This window comes from Blautia sp. SF-50 (genome assembly GCF_900101315.1).
Lineage (GTDB): Bacteria > Bacillota > Clostridia > Lachnospirales > Lachnospiraceae > Blautia_A > Blautia_A fusiformis.
Genome location: NZ_FMUW01000013.1, coordinates 71,727 through 90,543 on the forward strand (window position 1 = coordinate 71,727; position 18,817 = coordinate 90,543).

Genomic DNA, 18,817 nt, shown 5'->3' on the forward strand with positions numbered 1-18,817 from the left:
CAGTGCTCGCCATGGCTGTGATGGTGCTCGTGTTCATGATGTTCGTGCTCGTGATCCCCGCAGCCACAGCCGCAGTGCTCGTGTTCATGATGTTCATGTTTATGATCCTCACAACCACAGCCGCAGTGCTCATGGTGGTGATGATGCTCATGTTCATGATCTTCATGGTCATGATTCTCGCAACCACAGACGCAGTGCTCATCATGGTGATGGTGCTCATGATCGTGATGTTCTTCATGCTCATCATGGCTGTGATGCGCATGCTCGTGACCGCAGCCGCAGGAATCTGCGGACTTCATGGAATCTTTCTTTAATTTTTCTTCCATATGAACTCTCCTTGCTGATTCGTTTGTTTTTTATATGAATATATGAATTAATGTTCATATGACTATTTAATCATATATAAAAATCTTTGTCAACAGCTTTTCAAAGAACGGATCAAAGAAAAGTAAAATTTATTGCAAAAGAAATATAGAAAATATTAATATATTCTGAAAAAATAATCTATTTTATTATTTTTATTTAACATGTTATACTTTCAACAAGTAAAGAAAGGTAGCAACATGTACAGTATCGACTTAAACAGTGACATGGGTGAGAGCTTTGGCGCATATAAGCTTGGCGGCGATGAAGAGATCATCAAATATGTCACAACAGCAAATGTTGCATATGGCTGGCATGCAGGCGATCCGATGGTAATGGATAAGGTAGTCCGCATGGCAAAGGAACGTGGCGTTATGGTTGGAGCCCATCCTGGATATCCGGATCTTCTTGGCTTTGGACGAAGAAAGATGGTTCTCTCTCATGATGAAGTTAAGAATTACGTCAGATACCAGATCGGAGCACTGGCTGCATTTACCAAGAGCTACGGAATGAAGCTTCAGCATGTCGCTCCTCATGGAGCAATGGGGAGGGGAATGCCTGCCAGTATGACGAGGATATTTCCACAGCGATCTGTGAGGCAATCTGCGAGTATGATAAAGATCTGATCGTTTATTACTGTGCAGGAGCAGTTCTTGGTGATATCGCTGAGAGCAAGGGACTTCGCACAGCATCTGAGATTTTTGCAGATCGTGCATACATGGATGATCTTTCTCTTGTAAATTGTTAAAAGAATTATATTGTTATATGATTTCGTAAGTGATATACTTAAACATAAGGAAAATCGTGTGAAATTACAGTTTGCTTTTTGCACGGTTTCTTTTATATATGATAGTTAGTTAAAACTAACAACAGAACGATGTGAAAGTACTTTTGACTATACAGAAAGGAATACATAATGCTAATGAATGTTTTTGAAGGTATACTGATTCCATTTGTTGGAACAACGCTAGGTGCAGCATGCGTGTTTTTTATGAGAAAAACACTTAGCAAGTTACTGCAACGTGCACTTGCAGGGTTTGCAGCAGGTATAATGGTTGCTGCTTCAATCTGGAGTCTTCTGATTCCGGCAATTGAACAATCTGAGAATATGGGAACTTTATCGTTTGTTCCGGCAGTTGTTGGGTTCTGGATTGGTATATTGTTTTTACTCGCACTTGATCATTTGATTCCACATCTTCATGTTGGAAGTGATCAGACAGAGGGACCGAAAAGCAAACTTGGCCGTACTACGATGATGGTGTTGGCAGTTACATTACATAATATCCCTGAAGGTATGGCAGTTGGTGTAATGTATGCAGGATTTCTTGCTGAAAATGCACAGATTACAGCAACAAGTGCACTTGCTTTATCACTTGGAATTGCTATCCAGAATTTTCCAGAAGGAGCGATTATATCCATGCCGCTTAGGGCAGAGGGTGAAAGTAAGAGAAAGGCATTTCTGGGAGGTGTACTTTCAGGAGTCGTTGAACCGATTGGAGCAGTAATGACGATTCTTGTCGCACAGCTGGTAATCCCGGCATTACCATATTTACTCAGCTTTGCAGCAGGAGCTATGTTATATGTCGTGGTTGAAGAACTAATTCCGGAAATGTCTCAGGGACAGCACTCGAATATCGGTACGCTTTTCTTTGCACTTGGATTTAGTTTGATGATGATCTTGGATGTGGCACTGGGGTAAGAGGAGAGGAATGATTCTTATGAGAATATTGATTTATGGTGCTGGTGTGATTGGATCCTTGTATGCGGCTTTATTTGCAGAAGCCGGTTATGATACAAATATTTATGCCAGAGGTAAAAGACTTGAGGCTTTAAGAAATAATGGATTGCAATATAAGAAAAATCAGGAAGTAATAAAGGCAGAGATTAGGATTCTTGGAGAACTACCAAACGATGATATTTATGATTTTGTCTTGCTTACTGTCCGGGAAAACCAGCTGTATGAAGCACTTACTGAATTGAAAAATAATAAAAGTAATACGATTGTTACAATGATAAATTCACTGGACAGTTACAATAAATGGGAAGACATTGTCGGAAAAGGAAGAATATTACCGGCTTTTCCAGGAGCAGGCGGAAGTATAAATGATGATGGTATCCTTGATGCAGCACTTACTCCAAGGTTGATTCAGCCGACAACATTTGCAGAAATATCAGGAAATAAATCCGAAAGAACTAAGCAGTTTTCAGAGATATTGAGGCATGCTCATATACCATACCAGAAAGTAACGGATATGCATCTATGGCAGCTTTGTCATCTTGCTATGGTGGTACCGATTGCAGATGCGTATTATGAATCAGACGATCCGGAGAAAGTGGGAAAAGAATGGAAAATCATGAGGAAAACAGCAGAAAGGCTGAAAAGAAATTTTAATTTTTTGCGAAAACAAAAGGGTAAACTGTCACCATGGAAAATGAATATTTTTCGCTTTTTACCATTGTCATTTCTGACGATTATGCTGGCAGTTACATTTGGAAGCAGTTTTGGAGATAAATTTATGTATCAACATGCTATGAAGGCACCAGATGAAATGAGGGAATTGCATAAGCAGTTTTATGCTTATATGAAAAAAATGAAGAAATGCGGATGCAAGGCGAAAAAGGTACAGTGATTGGAGAAAAAAGCATGAAAAATGAAGAATATAAAAAATTGTCAATTAAAGAGTTTACAAAAGCAGCAGGAAGATATGAAAGTAACCATGCTGGCATTTACGAAATGTGCAAGAAAGATTATCCGGATATTCTGGAAGAATTAGAGAAGGAGCCATTTAGAGATTTATTAGATGCAGGCTGTGGGCCTGCTCCAATGATTTCTTTATTAGCAGAAAAATATCCAGACCGGCATTATACAGGACTGGATCTGACTCCGGCAATGATTGAACAGGCAAAAAAGAAAAATATACCAAATACAACATTTGTTGTAGGAGACTGTGAGAACTTTCCTTTTGAAAAGGATTCATTTGATGCAATTATTTGTTCTATGAGCTTCCATCATTATCCGGATCCACAGGCATTTTTTGACAGTGTGAAAAGATGTCTTCGCCCAAATGGAAGATTGATACTGAGAGATGTGACCAGTGACAATAAAGTATTGGTATGGCTAATGAATACATTGGAAATGCCGTTGGCAAATATATGCGGACATGGAGATGTCCAAGTGCCAACAAGAGATGTGGTCATAAAATGTTGCAAAAAAGCAGGATTAAAAGTAGAAAAATTTGAAATTCGTAAAGGTATGCGAATGCATTGTGTTGTGAGAAAACCTATGGGAAAGGCGATAGGAAATGAAAGATAAGTATCTTAGGGAAACACGAATGGTTGATTTTTCTAATCCGGCAATTCAAAAACTTATTCAAAATATGAAATGGAAGGAAATGGGTGAATTTGAAAGGATTAAGGCAATCTACAACTATGTAAGAGATGATGTTTTATTTGGATATAATATTGATGACGGAATTTCAGCTTCAAAAGTACTTGCAGATGGTTATGGACAATGTAATACAAAAGGAACTTTATTTATGGCACTTTTACGTGCCTGCAATATTCCATGCAGAGTACATGGTTTTACGATTGATAAAAGATTGCAGAAAGGGGCTATGACCGGGTTTGTTTACCGTAATGCTCCAAAAAGTATTTTCCATAGCTGGGTAGAAATTAATTTCGAAAATCAGTGGTACGAACTGGAAGCTTTCATTTTGGATAAAACCTACATAAAGAAGTTACAGGAACAAAATTCGGAATGTACAGGTGCATTTTGCGGTTATGGAGTAGCAGTCAAGGATTTCAGAAATCTCATTATTGAGTTTGATAGGAACAATACTTATATTCAGAGCGAGGGAATCAATCAGGATTTTGGTGTTTATGATTGTCCAGATGAACTGTTGAAGGAACATCATCAAGAAATTTCAGCCTTTAAAGCATTTGCTTATAGACATATTGGAAGACACCTCATGAATCGTAATGTCAGGAAGATTAGAGAACGATAGTTTTAAGCTTTTAGAATTAAAATTAAATTTGGAGGGTAATATGGCAGACAAAATACAAAATGCTTATGAAACATCAAAAAATATATATGACGATGTTCTTACGCAAAGAAATATTTTCAGCAAACTGTATATTAAGTTATTTTGGAGTGGCACGGATGATAATGATATAGCACGAAAAGTTTTATCATATGTTCCTGATGACTTTTTAGGAAATCTTCTTGATGTTCCGGTTGGAACTGCTGTATTTACGGAAAACAAATGGAGCTCTCTGAAAAATGCACATATTACTTGTATTGATTACAGCATGGATATGCTTGAACAAGCCAGAAAAAGACTTGGTAGTCATGCGCATATCAAATGTATTCAGGGGGGTGGGAAACCTGCAAATGGAGAATGAATCTGTTGATACCGTTGTCAGTATGAATGGTTTTCATACATTTCTTGATAAGCAAAAAGCATTTCATGAAATATGGCGTGTTTTGAAACCAGGCGGCGATTTCATTGCCTGTTTTTATATCAGGGGAAAATTGAAACGGACAGATTGGCTGGTAAAAAATATTCTTGCAAAGAAAGGGTGTTTTTCTCCACCGTTTCAGACGGAGAAAGAGCTGAGAGATATCCTTCAAAAGCTATATAAAGAAACGGATATCCATGTTGACGGTTCTATGGTATATTTCCGTTGTGTGAAGTAATGCAATGATGCTGGATTTATAATAAAGTTTCAGATAATAAGTCTGGAACTTTATTTTTGTCTAAATGGATTATTGCCGTCCGTTCAGGTCTGGATAATGCTCGATTCTCATGTTAAGATAATAGAAAAAAAGGTTAGATAAAACTAACATAAAAAATACCACTATGTGAAAGGAGAAGAAATTTGAATGTAAATGAAATTGCAAGTCTTGGAAGTAATGTGAAGCCTGTGATTCAGAATGAGAATTGTGCTGTTCTTATGTTAAATGATGCGACAGGAGAGGGCGTTATGACGGTTTACTGAGTAATGTCAGGTGTGATGATTTGTTTTTCAGACATGCACATGGAACAGTGCGCATCTGAATTTTATCTGTATTCTTTTGTGGCTTACCTGTATGAACTGGAGAGTGGGGCTGATTGCAGTGACGGGTGCTGCTGTTTCTCTGATTCAGGATGAAATTGAAATCGAATGGAATTTTGACGATATTTTTTCAGAACAGAGATAACTTGAGCAGGACAAGAATGATTTATCAGAAGATAATAAAGGTGCTGGGACTACCTGATGGAAACGTCAGATAGTCTTCGGCAGAAAAAAATAAAATTTTTTTGTCCTATACTTGACACATCCACATATGCTGAGGCATACGTTTTGCACCAGATGTGCAGAAGCTGGCCTAGATATCAAAGTTTTACAAATGATCATGGGACATAGTGACATAAGCATTACAATGAACATATACAATCACGTAGATGCTGCAAGAGTACAGAATGAAATAAAAAAGCTTGAAAATGTAATGTAATAATCAGAGCCATTCCCTTTATCGGGCGTGGCTCTTTTATGACAATTTTTGTGACAAATAGGATCTTCAGGAAGCATGTGCAAGGATCAAAAAAGCAGTGGAAGAGCTGAAAAACAAATGATCAGATAAAAAATACCCACCGCTTTTTTGGTGGAAAGCGGTGGATCAAAAATCCTGGTATAAATAATATAATAAGAAGAAACGGTAAAGCAGAAAATCTTCCTGACGGACTTGTGCTTACCGTTTTTTTATTTCTGTCGTTCCCATACCTGGCCGATCGGGAAGGACGGAGTGGATTCTGCAAGAAAGTCTTCCAGTGCATTTTCGAAGAATTCCACGGCACGTTTGCTGGTGGACTTTGGATATTTATGCTTGATCTTATAGCAGACACGGTTTGGCGGTGTGTTTTTCAGTTCACTGATAAAAAGAGGCCGGTAATGGGAAAGCTCCAGGATCACAGACTGTGGTGCGACCATCCAGTTTCCCGGTTTTTTCCAGAGACGGTCCAAAAGTGTGATGGTATCTGCCGCAATGTGAGGCCTGGAAGCGGAGGAAAGCCAGCGGTCATGCCAGATCTGATAATTGTCATCCCAACTTAAAAACAGCTCCAGGGATGGATCCAGCTCATCGGTATGTATTGCCGGAGCCGGAATCACTGGCTGATCCGATTGTATCAGATAAAGTTTTTCTTCGAAGATTTTCTCTGTTATGATATTCTTGTAATGCAATTTGTGGTAGACAAATCCGATATCAATGCTGTGTTCTCCAAGAAGACCGTAGAGCTCTGAAGAATGATGGGACTCGATGTTCAGGTCCAGCTTGGTCTGCTCATTTAAGATCCTGTCATACAGTGGTGCGAAAACAGCTACGTTCAGGCTGTCTGTACAGCCGATGGTAAGCAGCAGGGAATCCTGATTGCGCTGCAGCTCCATAGTTTCCTTCCAGAGAGACATCCAGCGTTCTGCAAGGATGATAAAATCTGTTCCCTTGGCAGTCAGTTCCACCTGCTTGTGGCCTTTCTGACGGATCACAAGGGGAAAACCCAGTTCGTTCTCCAGAGATGTGAGCCGGTGGCTGACAGTAGGCTGGGAAAGAAAAAGAAGATCCGCTGTACGGGTGATGCTCTTGGTATTTACAATGGTGAGAAAGGTTTCGATTTCAGCAAGATTCATATGAACAGCTCCTTTTCTTTGGTGTTGTCTATAGGATGGTTTAAGCTTTGATAATATAAAAATTATTTATATTATACAGAGAAATTATTCGTTATTCAATAGTAAGCTTGTATGATATGATAAATACAATTAAAAAAGAAAATCAAAAGAAGAGAGGTTTTCATATGGCATTAGGATGTAGGATCAGACGAAACTTTGAAAGACCGTCAAAAGAATTAGTAGAAGCCTTCCGTGGAATTCCAATTGCAAATATTGATGATAACTGTGGAAAGATCGCTGCCGTAGATTCCAGTATTTTCCCGCTGAACCCGAAGGCAAGACTTCTGAGAACTGCATTTACAGTAAATGCACCGGCAGGAGATAACCTTCTGTTCCATAAAGCACTGGATATGGCTCAGCCGGGAGATGTTATCGTTCTTGCAAACAAAGGAAGCAGGATGGAGTTATCCTTATCAACAACAGCCGTGGTCAGCTTGTTGTTGAGCAGGATCTGGCAGATGCTCTGAATAGTGGGAAGGTTTATGCTGCTGGTCTTGATGTTGTTTCTACTGAGCCAATCAAGGGGGGATAATCCGCTTCTCAAGGCTAAAAACTGCATCATCACTCCGCATATCTCCTGGGCTGCGCAGGCTTCCAGACAGAGGATCATGGATATTACGGTTGATAATATCAAGGCTTTTCTGGATGGTAATACGGTTAACAGAGTTAACAAATAGATTTTTTTTCGGTGTTTCGATTTCCTATGTATGATGTGTGAGGAAAGGACGGCTGTCTCGTTTTTGGGGGTGGCCGTCTTTTTCTTTGTGTGGTGGATGAAAGTGTGGTGGATGGAATGAACCGTACGCCGGGGATGTGGCAGCGGTACGGGCAGGGCTCCGTCGGTGGATACTGCTAAGGCTCCGGAAATCGGCTAAAAACATTGAGACAGGGGCAGAACTCGCCTCTGGCTCAGACAGCAGCCCCTGTCTCAATAACGCCGATCCCTGCAGCCTAAGCAGTATCACACCTCCTCCACAGCAGCCCATACCGCTGCCACATCCCCGGCTGAAAATTCAACCGCAGAGAGCAGACAATAGAAGCGAATGTATATTCTGCCCAGTGCCCAAAAAACACAATATATAAAAATAAATCGGCACAGCGTTCCACGTCCAACACCGAAGCATACAGGAACCAGATCGGCACAGCATCCCACAACCAACACCGAAGCATACAGAAAACGGCCTCAAAACAATCCATAACCAATAAAGCAGCCGGCCGTATCCCCAAAAAAATAAATCGGCACAGCACCCCGCATCCAACACCGAAGCATACAGAAACTAGATCGGCACAGTGTCCCACAATCAACACCGAAGCATACAGAAACTAGATCGGCACAGCGTCCCACAACCAACACCGAAGCATACAGGAACCAGATCGGCACAGCGTCCCACATCCAATATCCAAGCATACAGACACAAGTCAACACCCTCCCCTCATCCACAACCAAGAACTCCTTAAAAAAAGCCCGAGGGGTGTGCAGAGGGGCCGCGGCTTTGCGGCCCCTTTGCGGTTTTCTTTTTGCACAAAAAAATAGCTCCTACATCGCAAAGATGTAAGAGCTAAATTCGCTGGATGGAGAAGGATTCGAACCTTCGAAGGCGGTGCCAACAGATTTACAGTCTGCCCCCTTTGGCCACTCGGGAATCCATCCGTGAACAACAAATGTATTATATATAATATTTGATAAAATTGCAAGCTTTTTCTCAAAAAAAATAATAATTCCCACAGCATCAGCATTTTTGGTAAAATACTGGACTTACCAAAGGAAATCTGCTATTATGAGTACGGTTGGATATAAAGGACACGGTTTTTCCGTATCCTAATACAGGTTAGGAGGATTTTATCATGTTAGTAAACGCAACAGAAATGCTGAAAAAAGCAAAAGCAGGCCATTATGCAGTTGGTCAGTTCAACATCAACAACCTTGAGTGGACAAAAGCTATCCTTCAGACAGCTCAGGAGCTCAACTCTCCTGTAATCCTTGGTGTTTCCGAGGGTGCCGGTAAATACATGACAGGTTATAAGACTGTTGTAGGTATGGTTAACGGTATGATGGAAGAGCTGAACATCACTGTTCCGGTTGCTCTTCATCTTGACCACGGCAGCTATGATGGATGCCTGAAATGTGTTGAGGCTGGTTTCTCTTCCATTATGTTCGACGGATCTCATTATCCGATCGATGAGAACGTAGCTAAGACTAAAGAGCTGGTTAAGATCGTTGCTGAGCACAACATGTCTCTTGAGGCAGAGGTTGGTTCCATCGGTGGCGAGGAAGATGGTGTTGTTGGTATGGGCGAGTGCGCTGATCCTGAGGAGTGCAAGAGAGTTGCAGATCTCGGAATCAACTTCCTTGCAGCTGGTATCGGTAACATTCACGGAAAATATCCGGCTAACTGGCAGGGCTTAAGCTTTGAGACTCTGGATGCTATTCAGAAACTGACAGGAGATATGCCGCTTGTTCTTCACGGTGGTACAGGTATCCCGGCAGACATGATCAAGAAAGCGATCAGCCTTGGCGTTTCCAAGATCAATGTAAATACAGAGTGCCAGCTTGCATTTGCTGAAGCTACACGTAAATACATTGAAGAGGGTAAAGATCAGCAGGGTAAAGGATATGACCCACGTAAGCTTCTTGCACCTGGAGCAGAAGCGATCAAAGCTACTGTTAAAGAGAAAATGGAGCTTTTCGGATCTGTCAATAAAGCATGATGAATCGAAAATAATATATGGAAGAAGCCGGAATGGGAGCAAGCCTGTTCCGGCTTCTTTTTTCATGGTAAAATATCAATATTTTTACTATATAAAAAAATCAACATGTTTCTTGATTTTTTTATATAGTGAAAATGACCTCTTCGATTTACAATAATATCAAGTTAATCGAGAAGCTGATTTGAAGCTTATCGGTCAGGAATATGCGAAATGGACGTTTTAAGCATATCCGCGAAACAAATTGAATATCATATAAGGTAAAGGAGAGGTACGATTATGAGAATGAAAAAAGCAACAGCATTTGGTCTTGCAGCTTTAATGGCAGCTACCATGATCCCGGCAGTTCCGGCTATGGCAAAAGGGGATGACAGTGAAGGCTCTGTTTATTATCTGAATTTTAAACCGGAGCAGGCAGATCAGTGGTCAGACCTGGCAAAGAAATACACCGATGAGACTGGTGTACCGGTTACCGTTGTTACAGCTGCTTCCGGAACTTATGAGTCTACTCTGAAATCAGAGATGGCCAAGGATGAGGTTCCGACACTGTTCCAGGTTAACGGACCGGTTGGACTTGCATCCTGGAAGGATTATTGCTATGACCTGAAAGACAGCGATGTTTACAAAAATGTGGAGAGTGACGATTTCGTACTGAAGGATGACAGCGGTGCAGTTGACGGTATTGCTTATGTAATTGAAACATATGGACTTATTTACAACAAAGCGCTTCTTAAGAAATACTGTGAGATGGATGGCGCTGTGATCAAGTCTGCAGATGAGATTAACAATTTTGAGACATTAAAGAAGGTTGCAGATGATATCCAGGCTAAGAAAGATGACCTTGGAGTTGATGGTGCATTTACTTCCGCAGGCTTTGATTCTTCCAGTGACTGGCGCTTCAAGACACACCTTGCAAACCTTCCAATCTATTATGAGTACAAAGAAGACGGAATCACATCCACAGATGCGATCAAAGGAACCTATCTTGACAACTTCAAGAACCTGTTTGACCTTTATATCACAGATTCTACCTGTGAGCCAAGCCTTCTTTCCAGCAAGACTATCGATGATGCAAATGCTGAATTTGGTCTTGGAGAGGCTGTGTTCTATCAGAATGGAACCTGGGCTTATGATAACATCAAAGATAACGAAGTAGCAGATGAGGATATGGGAATGCTTCCAATCTACATTGGTGTTGATGGTGAAGAGGACCAGGGACTTTGCACAGGCAGTGAGAACTACTGGTGCGTAAACAAAAAAGCAGATGAGAAGGATATCCAGGCAACTCTTGATTTCCTCAGCTGGGTTATCACAAGTGATGAAGGAAGAGAATCTATAAGCAAGGAAATGGGATTTACAACACCATTCAAGACCTTTGATGAGAATTATGAGTCTGCAAATCCGCTTGTAAAAGCAGCCGACGAATATGTAAAAGCTGGTAAAACTCCGGTTTCATGGAACTTTACAACCATGCCTTCTGAAGAGTGGAAAAACCAGGTCGGCAGTGCAATGCTTGAGTATGCACAGGGTACCGGCGAGTGGGATGCTGTGAAAACTGCATTTGTTGACGGATGGGCAAAAGAGTACAAAGCAGCAAATGAAGGCTGATAAGGTATAACTGAAACGTGATCACGAAGGGGTGGGCGGTTTCCGCCTGCCTCTTTCAATGAAGGGAGGATGCGTAAAGTAGGGAAGGATGCATCCTCAGGAGAAAGGAAGAGAAAACATGCAGAATAAGATGATGAAAAAGTATTTTCCGGTTTTTGTCCTGCCTACCCTGCTGGCATTTACCATTGGATTTATCGTTCCCTTTATCATGGGCGTATATCTTTCCTTCTGTAAATTTACCACAGTAACGGATGCAAAATTCGTGGGATTACAGAACTATGTGAAGATTTTTACTGAGGATGGAACCTTTGGACATGCATTATGGTACACCACCGCATTTACGGTTGTATCAGTAATTCTGATCAATGTGATCGGTTTTGCAGTTGCGTTGCTTCTGACCAAGAAGATCAAAGGAACCAATATATTCCGTACTGTATTTTTTATGCCAAACCTGATCGGTGGAATCATCCTTGGTTATGTATGGCAGCTTCTGTTAAACGGTCTGCTTCTTCAGATCAATAAAACACTTACATATTCTTCTGTTTACGGATTCTGGGGTCTTGTGATCCTGATGTGCTGGCAGCAGATCGGATATATGATGATCATTTACATTGCAGGTATCCAGAATATCCCGGGTGAACTGATCGAGGCTGCACAGATCGATGGTGCGAACAAAGGACAGCTTCTGAAGCATGTGATCATTCCTATGGTCATGCCGTCCATCACCATCTGTACTTTCCTGACACTTACCAACTCCTTCAAGCTTTTTGACCAGAACCTTGCTCTTACAAATGGTGAGCCTTCCAATATGTCAGAAATGCTTGCACTGAATATTTACAATACCTTCTATGGACGTACTGGATGGGAAGGCGTAGGACAGGCGAAGGCCGTGATCTTCTTTATCCTGGTTGGAGCAATTGCTATGATCCAGAATCGTCTCACAAGAAGTAAGGAGGTACAGCAGTAATGAATAAAAAAGTAAAATTCAGCGGCCTGTGGACTGCGATCCTGAGTGTGGTATCTGTTGCTTATATTTTCCCGATTCTTCTGGTTTTGATCAATTCTTTTAAGAAAAAAGCATACATCAGCCGTTATCCCTTTGCAATCCCAACGGATAAAATGTTCGTAGGTCTGGAAAACTATGTAAATGGTCTCACAAAAACCGGATTTTTCCAGGCATTTGGATGGACATTATTTATCACAGTATTTTCTGTTGCGGTAATTCTGCTCTGTACCTCCATGTGTGCCTGGTACATCAACCGTGTTACCAACACGCTGACAAAAACCATGTACATGCTGTGCCTGTTTTCCATGGTCGTACCATTCCAGATGGTAATGTTTACTCTTTCCAAGATCGCAAACATCCTGAAACTGAATACTCCGTGGGGACTGATCATCATTTATCTTGGATATGGAGCAGGACTTGCGGTATTTATGTTCAGCGGTTTTGTAAAATCCATTCCGATCGAGATTGAGGAAGCTGCCATGATCGATGGCTGTACCCCGATCCAGACATTTTTTAAAGTGGTTCTTCCGGTTATGAAACCGACCTGTGTAACTGTAGCGATCCTGGAAACCATGTGGATCTGGAATGATTATCTTCTTCCATATCTGGTACTTGATATCAAGAAATATAAAACCATTTCCATTGCCATCCAGTATCTGAAGGGCGGTTACGGAACCATTGATATGGGAGCGATGATGGGCGTTCTTGTCCTTTCCATCATTCCGATCATTGCGTTCTATCTTGCATGCCAGAAATATATCATTGAAGGTGTGGTTGCAGGAGCTGTTAAGGGCTGACAAATTAGTTGAATAATGTTAAAATGAAAGAAAAACGGCCTGATCTGCGTGCTTTTACGTGGATCAGGCCATATTTGGCGAGGTGAGGAATGTACAGAGTTTTGGTGGTAGATGATGAAAAACTGGAACGTGACGGAATCCGCTTTCTTCTGTCTATGGAGGAGGGAGAGTGGGAAATTTATGAGGCGGCTAATGGCAAGCTGGCATTAAATGAGCTGAGAAAGCATCCGGTGGATCTGATGCTGACAGATATCAAAATGCCGCATATGGATGGTCTGGAGCTTTCAAAAAAAGCAAGAGAGGAATATCCGGATCTGGAAATTATCATTTTCAGCGGTTATGGAGATTTTGCTTTTGCTCAGGAGGCGATCCGCTATGGTGTGACGGATTATGTACTGAAACCGGTGGATCCGGACCGCTTTCATGACACCATACAGAAGATTCAGAAGGAGATCGCATCCCGGAAAAATAAAGAGCAGCAGTCCATAAAAGAAAAGAGCTTTCTTCAGCAGTATTTTCTGTTGGGCTACATTTATTCCGGAGATCAGGAGCGTCTGAAGGAAGCGGAAGGAATTGTGGATTTTTCTGTCTGGGAGCAGTGGCACTGTGCAATTCTTATTGAATCGGATGAAGCTTTTTTTGATTCTGCCAGTGATGAGGTTCCCCTTGAGATCCGGGAAGAGCTTCGCCGTTCTTTCTTCTATTTGAATCTTAATGGCCGTCAGTCTTTGCTTCTTTTTAAGGATGTGTACTGTGATTATGTCCTTGTGGCAAAAAATGTCTATAATCTTCTGAAGCGCCTTCATCCTGTTCGCTTTCATCTGGCTGTAAGCCGGCGTTTTGACGGATATCAGGAACTGCCGGAAATCATGGAACAGCTGGAGCAGCAGATGGAAGAAAAATTTTATCATCCGGATATTCATGTCTATACCAGCGAGGAGGACGAGGAAAAAAATACCGGAGAAGAGGAGCAGGATTCCAGGCTTATGGAAAAAATCTCAGAAGATATTTCCAGAAAGGATGTGAAGCAGCTGTGGAGCCATTTCCGCAGCCTGGCATCCAAATATCAGTCCAATACCCAGTTTTCGGCCATGTATGTGAAATTTGTTTTTTCCAATGTGATAAGGGAGCTGTTTCAGGAGAATCGTTTTGCCGGAGAGCACAGGCTGGATCTGGAGGTGGATCATCTGTATGGCTGTTCTACCATTCAGGAGATCATTGAGGTTACAGAAAAAAATATCCGCCAGTACGAGGAGTTCCTAGACCGTTCCATGAGCGAATCCAGAGATGAGGTGGCAGCAGTCAAAAATTATATTTACAATCACTATGCGGAAGATCTGAATCTGGAAACACTGGCAGAAAAGGTATACCTTTCGTCCGGCTATCTCAGCTTTATTTTCAAGAAGGAGACGGGGATGAACCTGAATCGTTTTATCCGTGTGTTCCGCATGGAAAAGGCCAAGGAGCTTCTACGAACTACCAACATGAAAGTAGCCATGGTCAGCGAGCAGGTAGGATTTGCCAATTCTTCGTATTTCTGCCGGAGCTTCCGGGAATATTACGGAAGCAGCCCGGAGTCCTATCGGAAAGGAAACAATGAGGATGAAGAGTCTTCTGAAGAAGTATAATAATATGAAATACCGGTACAAGCTGACAAATCTTCTTGTGGTGGTATCCCTGGTGCCGATGACTGTGTTGGCACTGTATAGTCACAGTCGTATGAGTAGTCTTGTACGGAAAAATGAGATGGAGGATATGTACTCCATTTTGGAGCAGACCAGAGAAAACATTGACGGGCAGATCGAAATTTATGCCAGCCTTTTGAATTATCTTACCTATTCTCCTGAAATCCAGGAGGTGATCTTTAACAAAGATATGGATCGTTATACTGCATATGAACAGTATACGGAAGTTGTGGATCCGCTGTTGACGGTGCCGAAATCCTACCACGAAGCAATTCTGGGGATACATCTTTTTGCAGAAAGCATTCCCGTGCGCCATGAATATACCTTGGCTCCGCTTTCAGAGGTTGATGGGGAATGGTGGAGTGACAAATTAAATAATACCGTGACGGTTCAGTGGATTGTGGACCGGGATAATCGTCAGATCGCGGCAGTCAGGGAAATATATGATGGTAAGATCAGGGAGGCTGTGCTCTGTATTTTGTTGGATTACGGAAAAGTATTCCAGCCTCTGGCTAATATTATTGAACGGAATTCCGGAGGCTTTGTGGTGGATGATCAGCAAAATATCGTCTATCATGGAGAAAATCTGGCGGCCAGTGATATTTCAGCACAGAAAGAAACCGCAAAAAAGCTGGATCGTCTGAGGGAAGAATATACCTATGTCAGCAGCAGCGGACATGAAACAAGATGGACCTATTATTTTTACAAACCTCCGGCTGTGATCGAGAGCTCGGTTTCAAAAGTATTGATCAGTGAGATCCCACTGATCGGCTTCTGTGTTGTGATCATCATTGTGCTTGGAATGACGTTTTCCAAGCTGTTTACCAGAAAGATTGAGCAGCTTACCAGAAATATGGAACAGGTGAACCAGGGAAGCCGTGAAGTTACGGTTTACAGTGATTCCGGAGATGAGGTAGGACAGCTGGTGAGAAGCTTTCACCATATGATGGATGAAATTAATCGACTGATCGAAGAAGTGTATGAAAATAAGATCGCTCTGAAGGAATTTGAACTGAAAGCGTTGACTGCCCAGATCAATCCCCATTTTCTTTATAATTCTCTTTCTATTATAAACTGGATGGCGATTAAGAGCCGTCAGAAGGAGATCAGCCGTGTGACACTGGCATTATCTACATTTTACCGGACAGCGCTCAGTAAGGGAGCAGATATGGTGACTGTGGAAACCTGTATTCGGAATATCGAAGCTTATCTGGAAATCCAGCTGATCATGCATGACAATGATTTTAAGGTGGAGTGGAATATCAATCCGTCTGTGCAGCAGGAGTTGGTTCCGAAGCTTGCCCTGCAGCCCATCGTTGAGAATGCTCTGGAGCATGGCCTGGATGTGAAGGAGGAAGGGGAAAAGCTTCTGAAACTTTATTTCTTTGAAGAGAATGGAGATGTAGTGATCCGGGTTGAAGATAACGGAATAGGGATGGAGCAGGAGCAGGCAGAAAAGCTGCTCACATATCAGGCAAAAGGCTATGGCCTTAAAAATGTCAATGACCGTATGTGCATTTTATATGGAGAGAAATATGCCATCCGGATCCTGAGCAAGGTAGGTGAGGGGACAAGCGTTGATATGAGGATCCCGAAAGAGGTAAAAAAAGATGAGACTTAGTCTGGGAAAAACAGTGGTATTTCTGAGTACGATACTGAGCCTGGCACTTTTGACGGGGTGTTCTTTAGGAACTGCAGAAATGGAAAAAACAGATATAGATGTTCTGTCCGAAAAGAGCAGTAAGAGCTGGGAACAGGCAGAAACCACGCCTCTGGGGAAATATCCGGAGCTTGTAACTTATACTCTGGGACAGATGAAAGGGGCTAATAATTCTAATCTTCCGGACGGGCAGACTTATGAGGACAATGCATATACCCGGTATCTGAAAAAAACACTGAATATTCAGAATAAGAATGTTTTTATGGAGAGTGAGGAGCGGTATGACGAAGCCCTGAACATCCTGGTCAAAGATCGGAATCTTCCGGATATTTTTCTGGTGTCGGACAGGGAAACTCTGGAAGAACTGGTTGAAAATGATCTTATCGAGGATCTGACGGAAGTATACAAAAGCTGCGCTTCCGATAAAATAAAGGAAATGTATGCGAGCTATGGAGAGGAACTTTTGGCATCCGGGACTTTTGACGGAAAACTGTATGCACTTCCGGAGACTGCCATTGATGATGGGCCGCAACTTTTATGGCTGAGACGTGACTGGATAGAGCAGCTGGGACTGAAAGAACCGAAGACACTGGAAGAGGCTTTTTCAGTGATCCGTGCGTTTCAGGAAAACCGGATGGGCGCAGAGGATGGTGAAGATCCTGTGGGACTTGTCTGTGATCCGGGACTTGTGGGCACGGTCAGCACCAGCTATTCGGTGGACTCTGTGTTTGAAAAGTTCGGGGCATATCCGCAGCAGTGGATTGAAAATGCAGATGGAGAAATTGTCTATGGATCGCTGACGGAGGAGACAAAGGAGGCTCTGGGGTATCTCAGAGAGCTTTACAGGCAGGGAATACTGGATTCGGATTTTGCTTTACGTGCACAGAATAATATCCGTGATCTTGTGGTGAATGGAAAATGCGGAGCGTTTTTCGGGCTCTGGTGGACTCCGAATAATCCTCTTATGGATGAGTATCGGAAGAATAAAGAGGCAGACTGGGAACCGTATTATCTGACTGCGGATGTAAAGAGGACTGTGGAGGTATACTCTACGTTTCGAGATAATAAATATGTAGTTGTGCGTAAAGGGTATGAGCATCCGGAGATTGTAATGAAGATTTTGAGTGTGTTGTTTGACCATTCCAGATATGAGGCAGAGGATGCGGATGAGATGAACACTTATTTTGCCTTGAATGTGGATCCTACGGCGCGTCCGCTAATGATCAATGTGGACTATAATGAGGCTACTTATATAGTGACAAAGCATATCCGTGAGGTTCTTTACAGTCCGGGCGATGAGAAGACCAGGGAGGATCTCAGTGCCATTGAGGCGTCTTATTTTGATGCGTGTAAGGAGTATCTTGAGGCGGAGGTGCCTTCGGTAGAGGCCTGGGCGGCGTATAAGTCCAGGATCTCGGCGGTGGGGCTTCTGGTGGATGCGAATTACCGTGCTCCGGAGAAGAAGTATCTGGGGGATGGTGACGGGGAGATTCCTCAGACTTTGCGTTTGCTGGAGAAGAACGCATTTATCCAGATCATTATGGGGAGGATGCCTGTGAGCTCTTTTGACTCTTTTGTGGAAGATTGGTATCGTAAGGGTGGAGACAGTCTTACGGAGCGGGTTCGGGAAGGGCTTGTGGACTCGTGAGGCGGATGTATAGAGGGACGCTAGAGGAAGGTGGCATTGGTCCGGGGTGGATGTTGTTGGGATTTTGTGAGGTGGATGTGGTTGAGGGACGCCAGAGGAAGGTGGCATCGCTCCGGGCAGGGACTCCGTCGGGGGATACTACTAGGGCTCCGTGAGACGGCTAAAAGCATTGCGGCAGGGCCAGAACTCGCCTCCGGCTCAGACAGCAGACCCTGCCGCAATAACGCCGTCTCCCGCAGCCCAAGTAGTAATCACCCCTCCTCCGCAACAGCCCGGCCCGATGCCACCTTCTTCTGGCTGACGCTTCCAACCGACAGGAAAAAACATGCGGGGGGATGGAAGCGGACTGGGCGTCCTGTCCTGAAATGTCAGACTGGTACAGAATATTCCTATAAGTATCGAAGAATACAGGGATCAGATCGGCACAGCGTATCACTATAAGTACCGAAGAATACAGAAACCAGATCGGCACAACGTTCCATTCTGAGTACCGCAGCATACAGACAAAAGTCAACAACGCAGCGCACACAACAACGAAGAACTACTTCCGTGCCCAAGAGGGTGGGGGTGCAGGGGGAGGGCCTTCGGGCTACGGAACTCTGAGATGGCCTTCCCCCTGCATATTCCCGCATTGAAAAT

At 42.8% G+C, this 18,817-nt stretch carries 19 protein-coding genes, 1 tRNA gene and 1 pseudogene; 19 read left to right on the forward strand and 2 right to left on the reverse strand.

What is annotated here, in order from left to right:
* From BLP57_RS17835 to BLP57_RS09875, 10 genes are all read left to right on the forward strand, one after another.
* Nucleotides 1-314 (forward strand): hypothetical protein (locus tag BLP57_RS17835; protein ID WP_175442972.1); only part of this gene is annotated, 314 nt, incomplete at its 5' end.
* Nucleotides 315-563: 249 nt separating this feature from the next.
* Entirely contained in the window at nucleotides 564-989 is a 426-nt protein-coding gene (locus BLP57_RS09845) for a LamB/YcsF family protein (protein WP_255363770.1), read from the forward strand.
* Complete coding sequence (locus BLP57_RS18700; RefSeq protein ID WP_242982019.1) at nucleotides 965-1,111, forward strand: LamB/YcsF family protein; 147 nt, start codon at nucleotides 965-967, stop codon at nucleotides 1,109-1,111. Before BLP57_RS09845 ends, BLP57_RS18700 begins: the two co-directional genes overlap by 25 nt.
* Before the next feature lie 168 nt (nucleotides 1,112-1,279).
* Complete coding sequence (locus BLP57_RS09850) at nucleotides 1,280-2,062, forward strand: ZIP family metal transporter (RefSeq protein WP_173740065.1); 783 nt, start codon at nucleotides 1,280-1,282, stop codon at nucleotides 2,060-2,062.
* Between the two features lie 19 nt (nucleotides 2,063-2,081).
* Nucleotides 2,082-2,993: a ketopantoate reductase family protein gene (locus BLP57_RS09855; RefSeq protein WP_092071358.1), complete on the forward strand. Its 912-nt coding sequence runs from the start codon at nucleotides 2,082-2,084 to the stop codon at nucleotides 2,991-2,993.
* 14 nt (nucleotides 2,994-3,007) lie between these two features.
* On the forward strand, nucleotides 3,008-3,676 hold the full coding sequence (locus tag BLP57_RS09860) for a class I SAM-dependent methyltransferase (RefSeq protein WP_092071355.1): 669 nt from the start codon (nucleotides 3,008-3,010) through the stop codon (nucleotides 3,674-3,676).
* Nucleotides 3,666-4,367: a transglutaminase-like domain-containing protein gene (locus BLP57_RS09865; RefSeq protein WP_015527132.1), complete on the forward strand. Its 702-nt coding sequence runs from the start codon at nucleotides 3,666-3,668 to the stop codon at nucleotides 4,365-4,367. The genes BLP57_RS09860 and BLP57_RS09865 overlap by 11 nt, the downstream gene beginning before the upstream one ends.
* Before the next feature lie 40 nt (nucleotides 4,368-4,407).
* Entirely contained in the window at nucleotides 4,408-4,764 is a 357-nt protein-coding gene (locus tag BLP57_RS18260) for a class I SAM-dependent methyltransferase (RefSeq protein WP_242872598.1), read from the forward strand.
* Complete coding sequence (locus BLP57_RS18265) at nucleotides 4,754-5,059, forward strand: class I SAM-dependent methyltransferase (RefSeq protein WP_242872599.1); 306 nt, start codon at nucleotides 4,754-4,756, stop codon at nucleotides 5,057-5,059. The genes BLP57_RS18260 and BLP57_RS18265 overlap by 11 nt, the downstream gene beginning before the upstream one ends.
* A gap of 630 nt (nucleotides 5,060-5,689) precedes the next feature.
* The gene (locus BLP57_RS09875; protein ID WP_092071326.1) at nucleotides 5,690-5,857 is read left to right on the forward strand and encodes a tyrosine-type recombinase/integrase; all 168 of its coding nucleotides are present in this window, start codon (nucleotides 5,690-5,692) and stop codon (nucleotides 5,855-5,857) included.
* Between the two features lie 248 nt (nucleotides 5,858-6,105).
* Here the strand turns inward: BLP57_RS09875 and BLP57_RS09880 are convergent, their stop codons facing one another.
* Complete coding sequence (locus BLP57_RS09880; protein WP_015527133.1) at nucleotides 6,106-7,029, reverse strand: LysR family transcriptional regulator; 924 nt, start codon at nucleotides 7,027-7,029, stop codon at nucleotides 6,106-6,108.
* Nucleotides 7,030-7,193: 164 nt separating this feature from the next.
* Between BLP57_RS09880 and BLP57_RS09885 the strand changes: the two genes are divergently transcribed.
* Together BLP57_RS09885 and BLP57_RS18705 are read left to right on the forward strand one after the other, a co-directional pair.
* Nucleotides 7,194-7,535, forward strand: coding sequence for an RraA family protein (locus tag BLP57_RS09885; protein WP_092071329.1), 342 nt, complete (start codon nucleotides 7,194-7,196; stop codon nucleotides 7,533-7,535).
* A pseudogene (locus BLP57_RS18705) lies at nucleotides 7,463-7,745 on the forward strand (NAD(P)-dependent oxidoreductase); the annotation flags it as partial. The gene BLP57_RS09885 and the pseudogene BLP57_RS18705, both read left to right, overlap by 73 nt.
* Nucleotides 7,746-8,637: 892 nt before the next feature.
* Here the strand turns inward: BLP57_RS18705 and BLP57_RS09895 are convergent.
* Nucleotides 8,638-8,719: transfer RNA gene (locus BLP57_RS09895), tRNA-Tyr, on the reverse strand.
* A gap of 194 nt (nucleotides 8,720-8,913) precedes the next feature.
* Between BLP57_RS09895 and fba the strand changes: the two genes are divergently transcribed.
* The 7 genes from fba to BLP57_RS09930 all read left to right on the forward strand — a co-directional run bounded on the left by fba (nucleotide 8,914) and on the right by BLP57_RS09930 (nucleotide 18,178).
* Nucleotides 8,914-9,777 (forward strand): class II fructose-1,6-bisphosphate aldolase, encoded by an 864-nt coding sequence (gene fba / locus BLP57_RS09900; RefSeq protein WP_015527136.1) that lies wholly within the window; start codon nucleotides 8,914-8,916, stop codon nucleotides 9,775-9,777.
* Between the two features lie 276 nt (nucleotides 9,778-10,053).
* The gene (locus BLP57_RS09905) at nucleotides 10,054-11,382 is read left to right on the forward strand and encodes an ABC transporter substrate-binding protein (RefSeq protein ID WP_092071332.1); all 1,329 of its coding nucleotides are present in this window, start codon (nucleotides 10,054-10,056) and stop codon (nucleotides 11,380-11,382) included.
* A gap of 118 nt (nucleotides 11,383-11,500) precedes the next feature.
* A complete protein-coding gene (locus tag BLP57_RS09910; RefSeq protein WP_242872600.1) occupies nucleotides 11,501-12,349 on the forward strand; it encodes a carbohydrate ABC transporter permease in 849 nt (282 codons plus the stop codon).
* The gene (locus BLP57_RS09915; RefSeq protein WP_021650827.1) at nucleotides 12,349-13,185 is read left to right on the forward strand and encodes a carbohydrate ABC transporter permease; all 837 of its coding nucleotides are present in this window, start codon (nucleotides 12,349-12,351) and stop codon (nucleotides 13,183-13,185) included. Before BLP57_RS09910 ends, BLP57_RS09915 begins: the two co-directional genes overlap by 1 nt.
* Before the next feature lie 89 nt (nucleotides 13,186-13,274).
* A complete protein-coding gene (locus BLP57_RS09920; protein ID WP_059085412.1) occupies nucleotides 13,275-14,813 on the forward strand; it encodes a response regulator transcription factor in 1,539 nt (512 codons plus the stop codon).
* Nucleotides 14,782-16,491, forward strand: coding sequence for a sensor histidine kinase (locus tag BLP57_RS09925; protein ID WP_242872601.1), 1,710 nt, complete (start codon nucleotides 14,782-14,784; stop codon nucleotides 16,489-16,491). The genes BLP57_RS09920 and BLP57_RS09925 overlap by 32 nt, the downstream gene beginning before the upstream one ends.
* Nucleotides 16,481-18,178 (forward strand): extracellular solute-binding protein, encoded by a 1,698-nt coding sequence (locus BLP57_RS09930; RefSeq protein WP_092071340.1) that lies wholly within the window; start codon nucleotides 16,481-16,483, stop codon nucleotides 18,176-18,178. The genes BLP57_RS09925 and BLP57_RS09930 overlap by 11 nt, the downstream gene beginning before the upstream one ends.
* Nucleotides 18,179-18,817 lie beyond the last annotated feature (639 nt).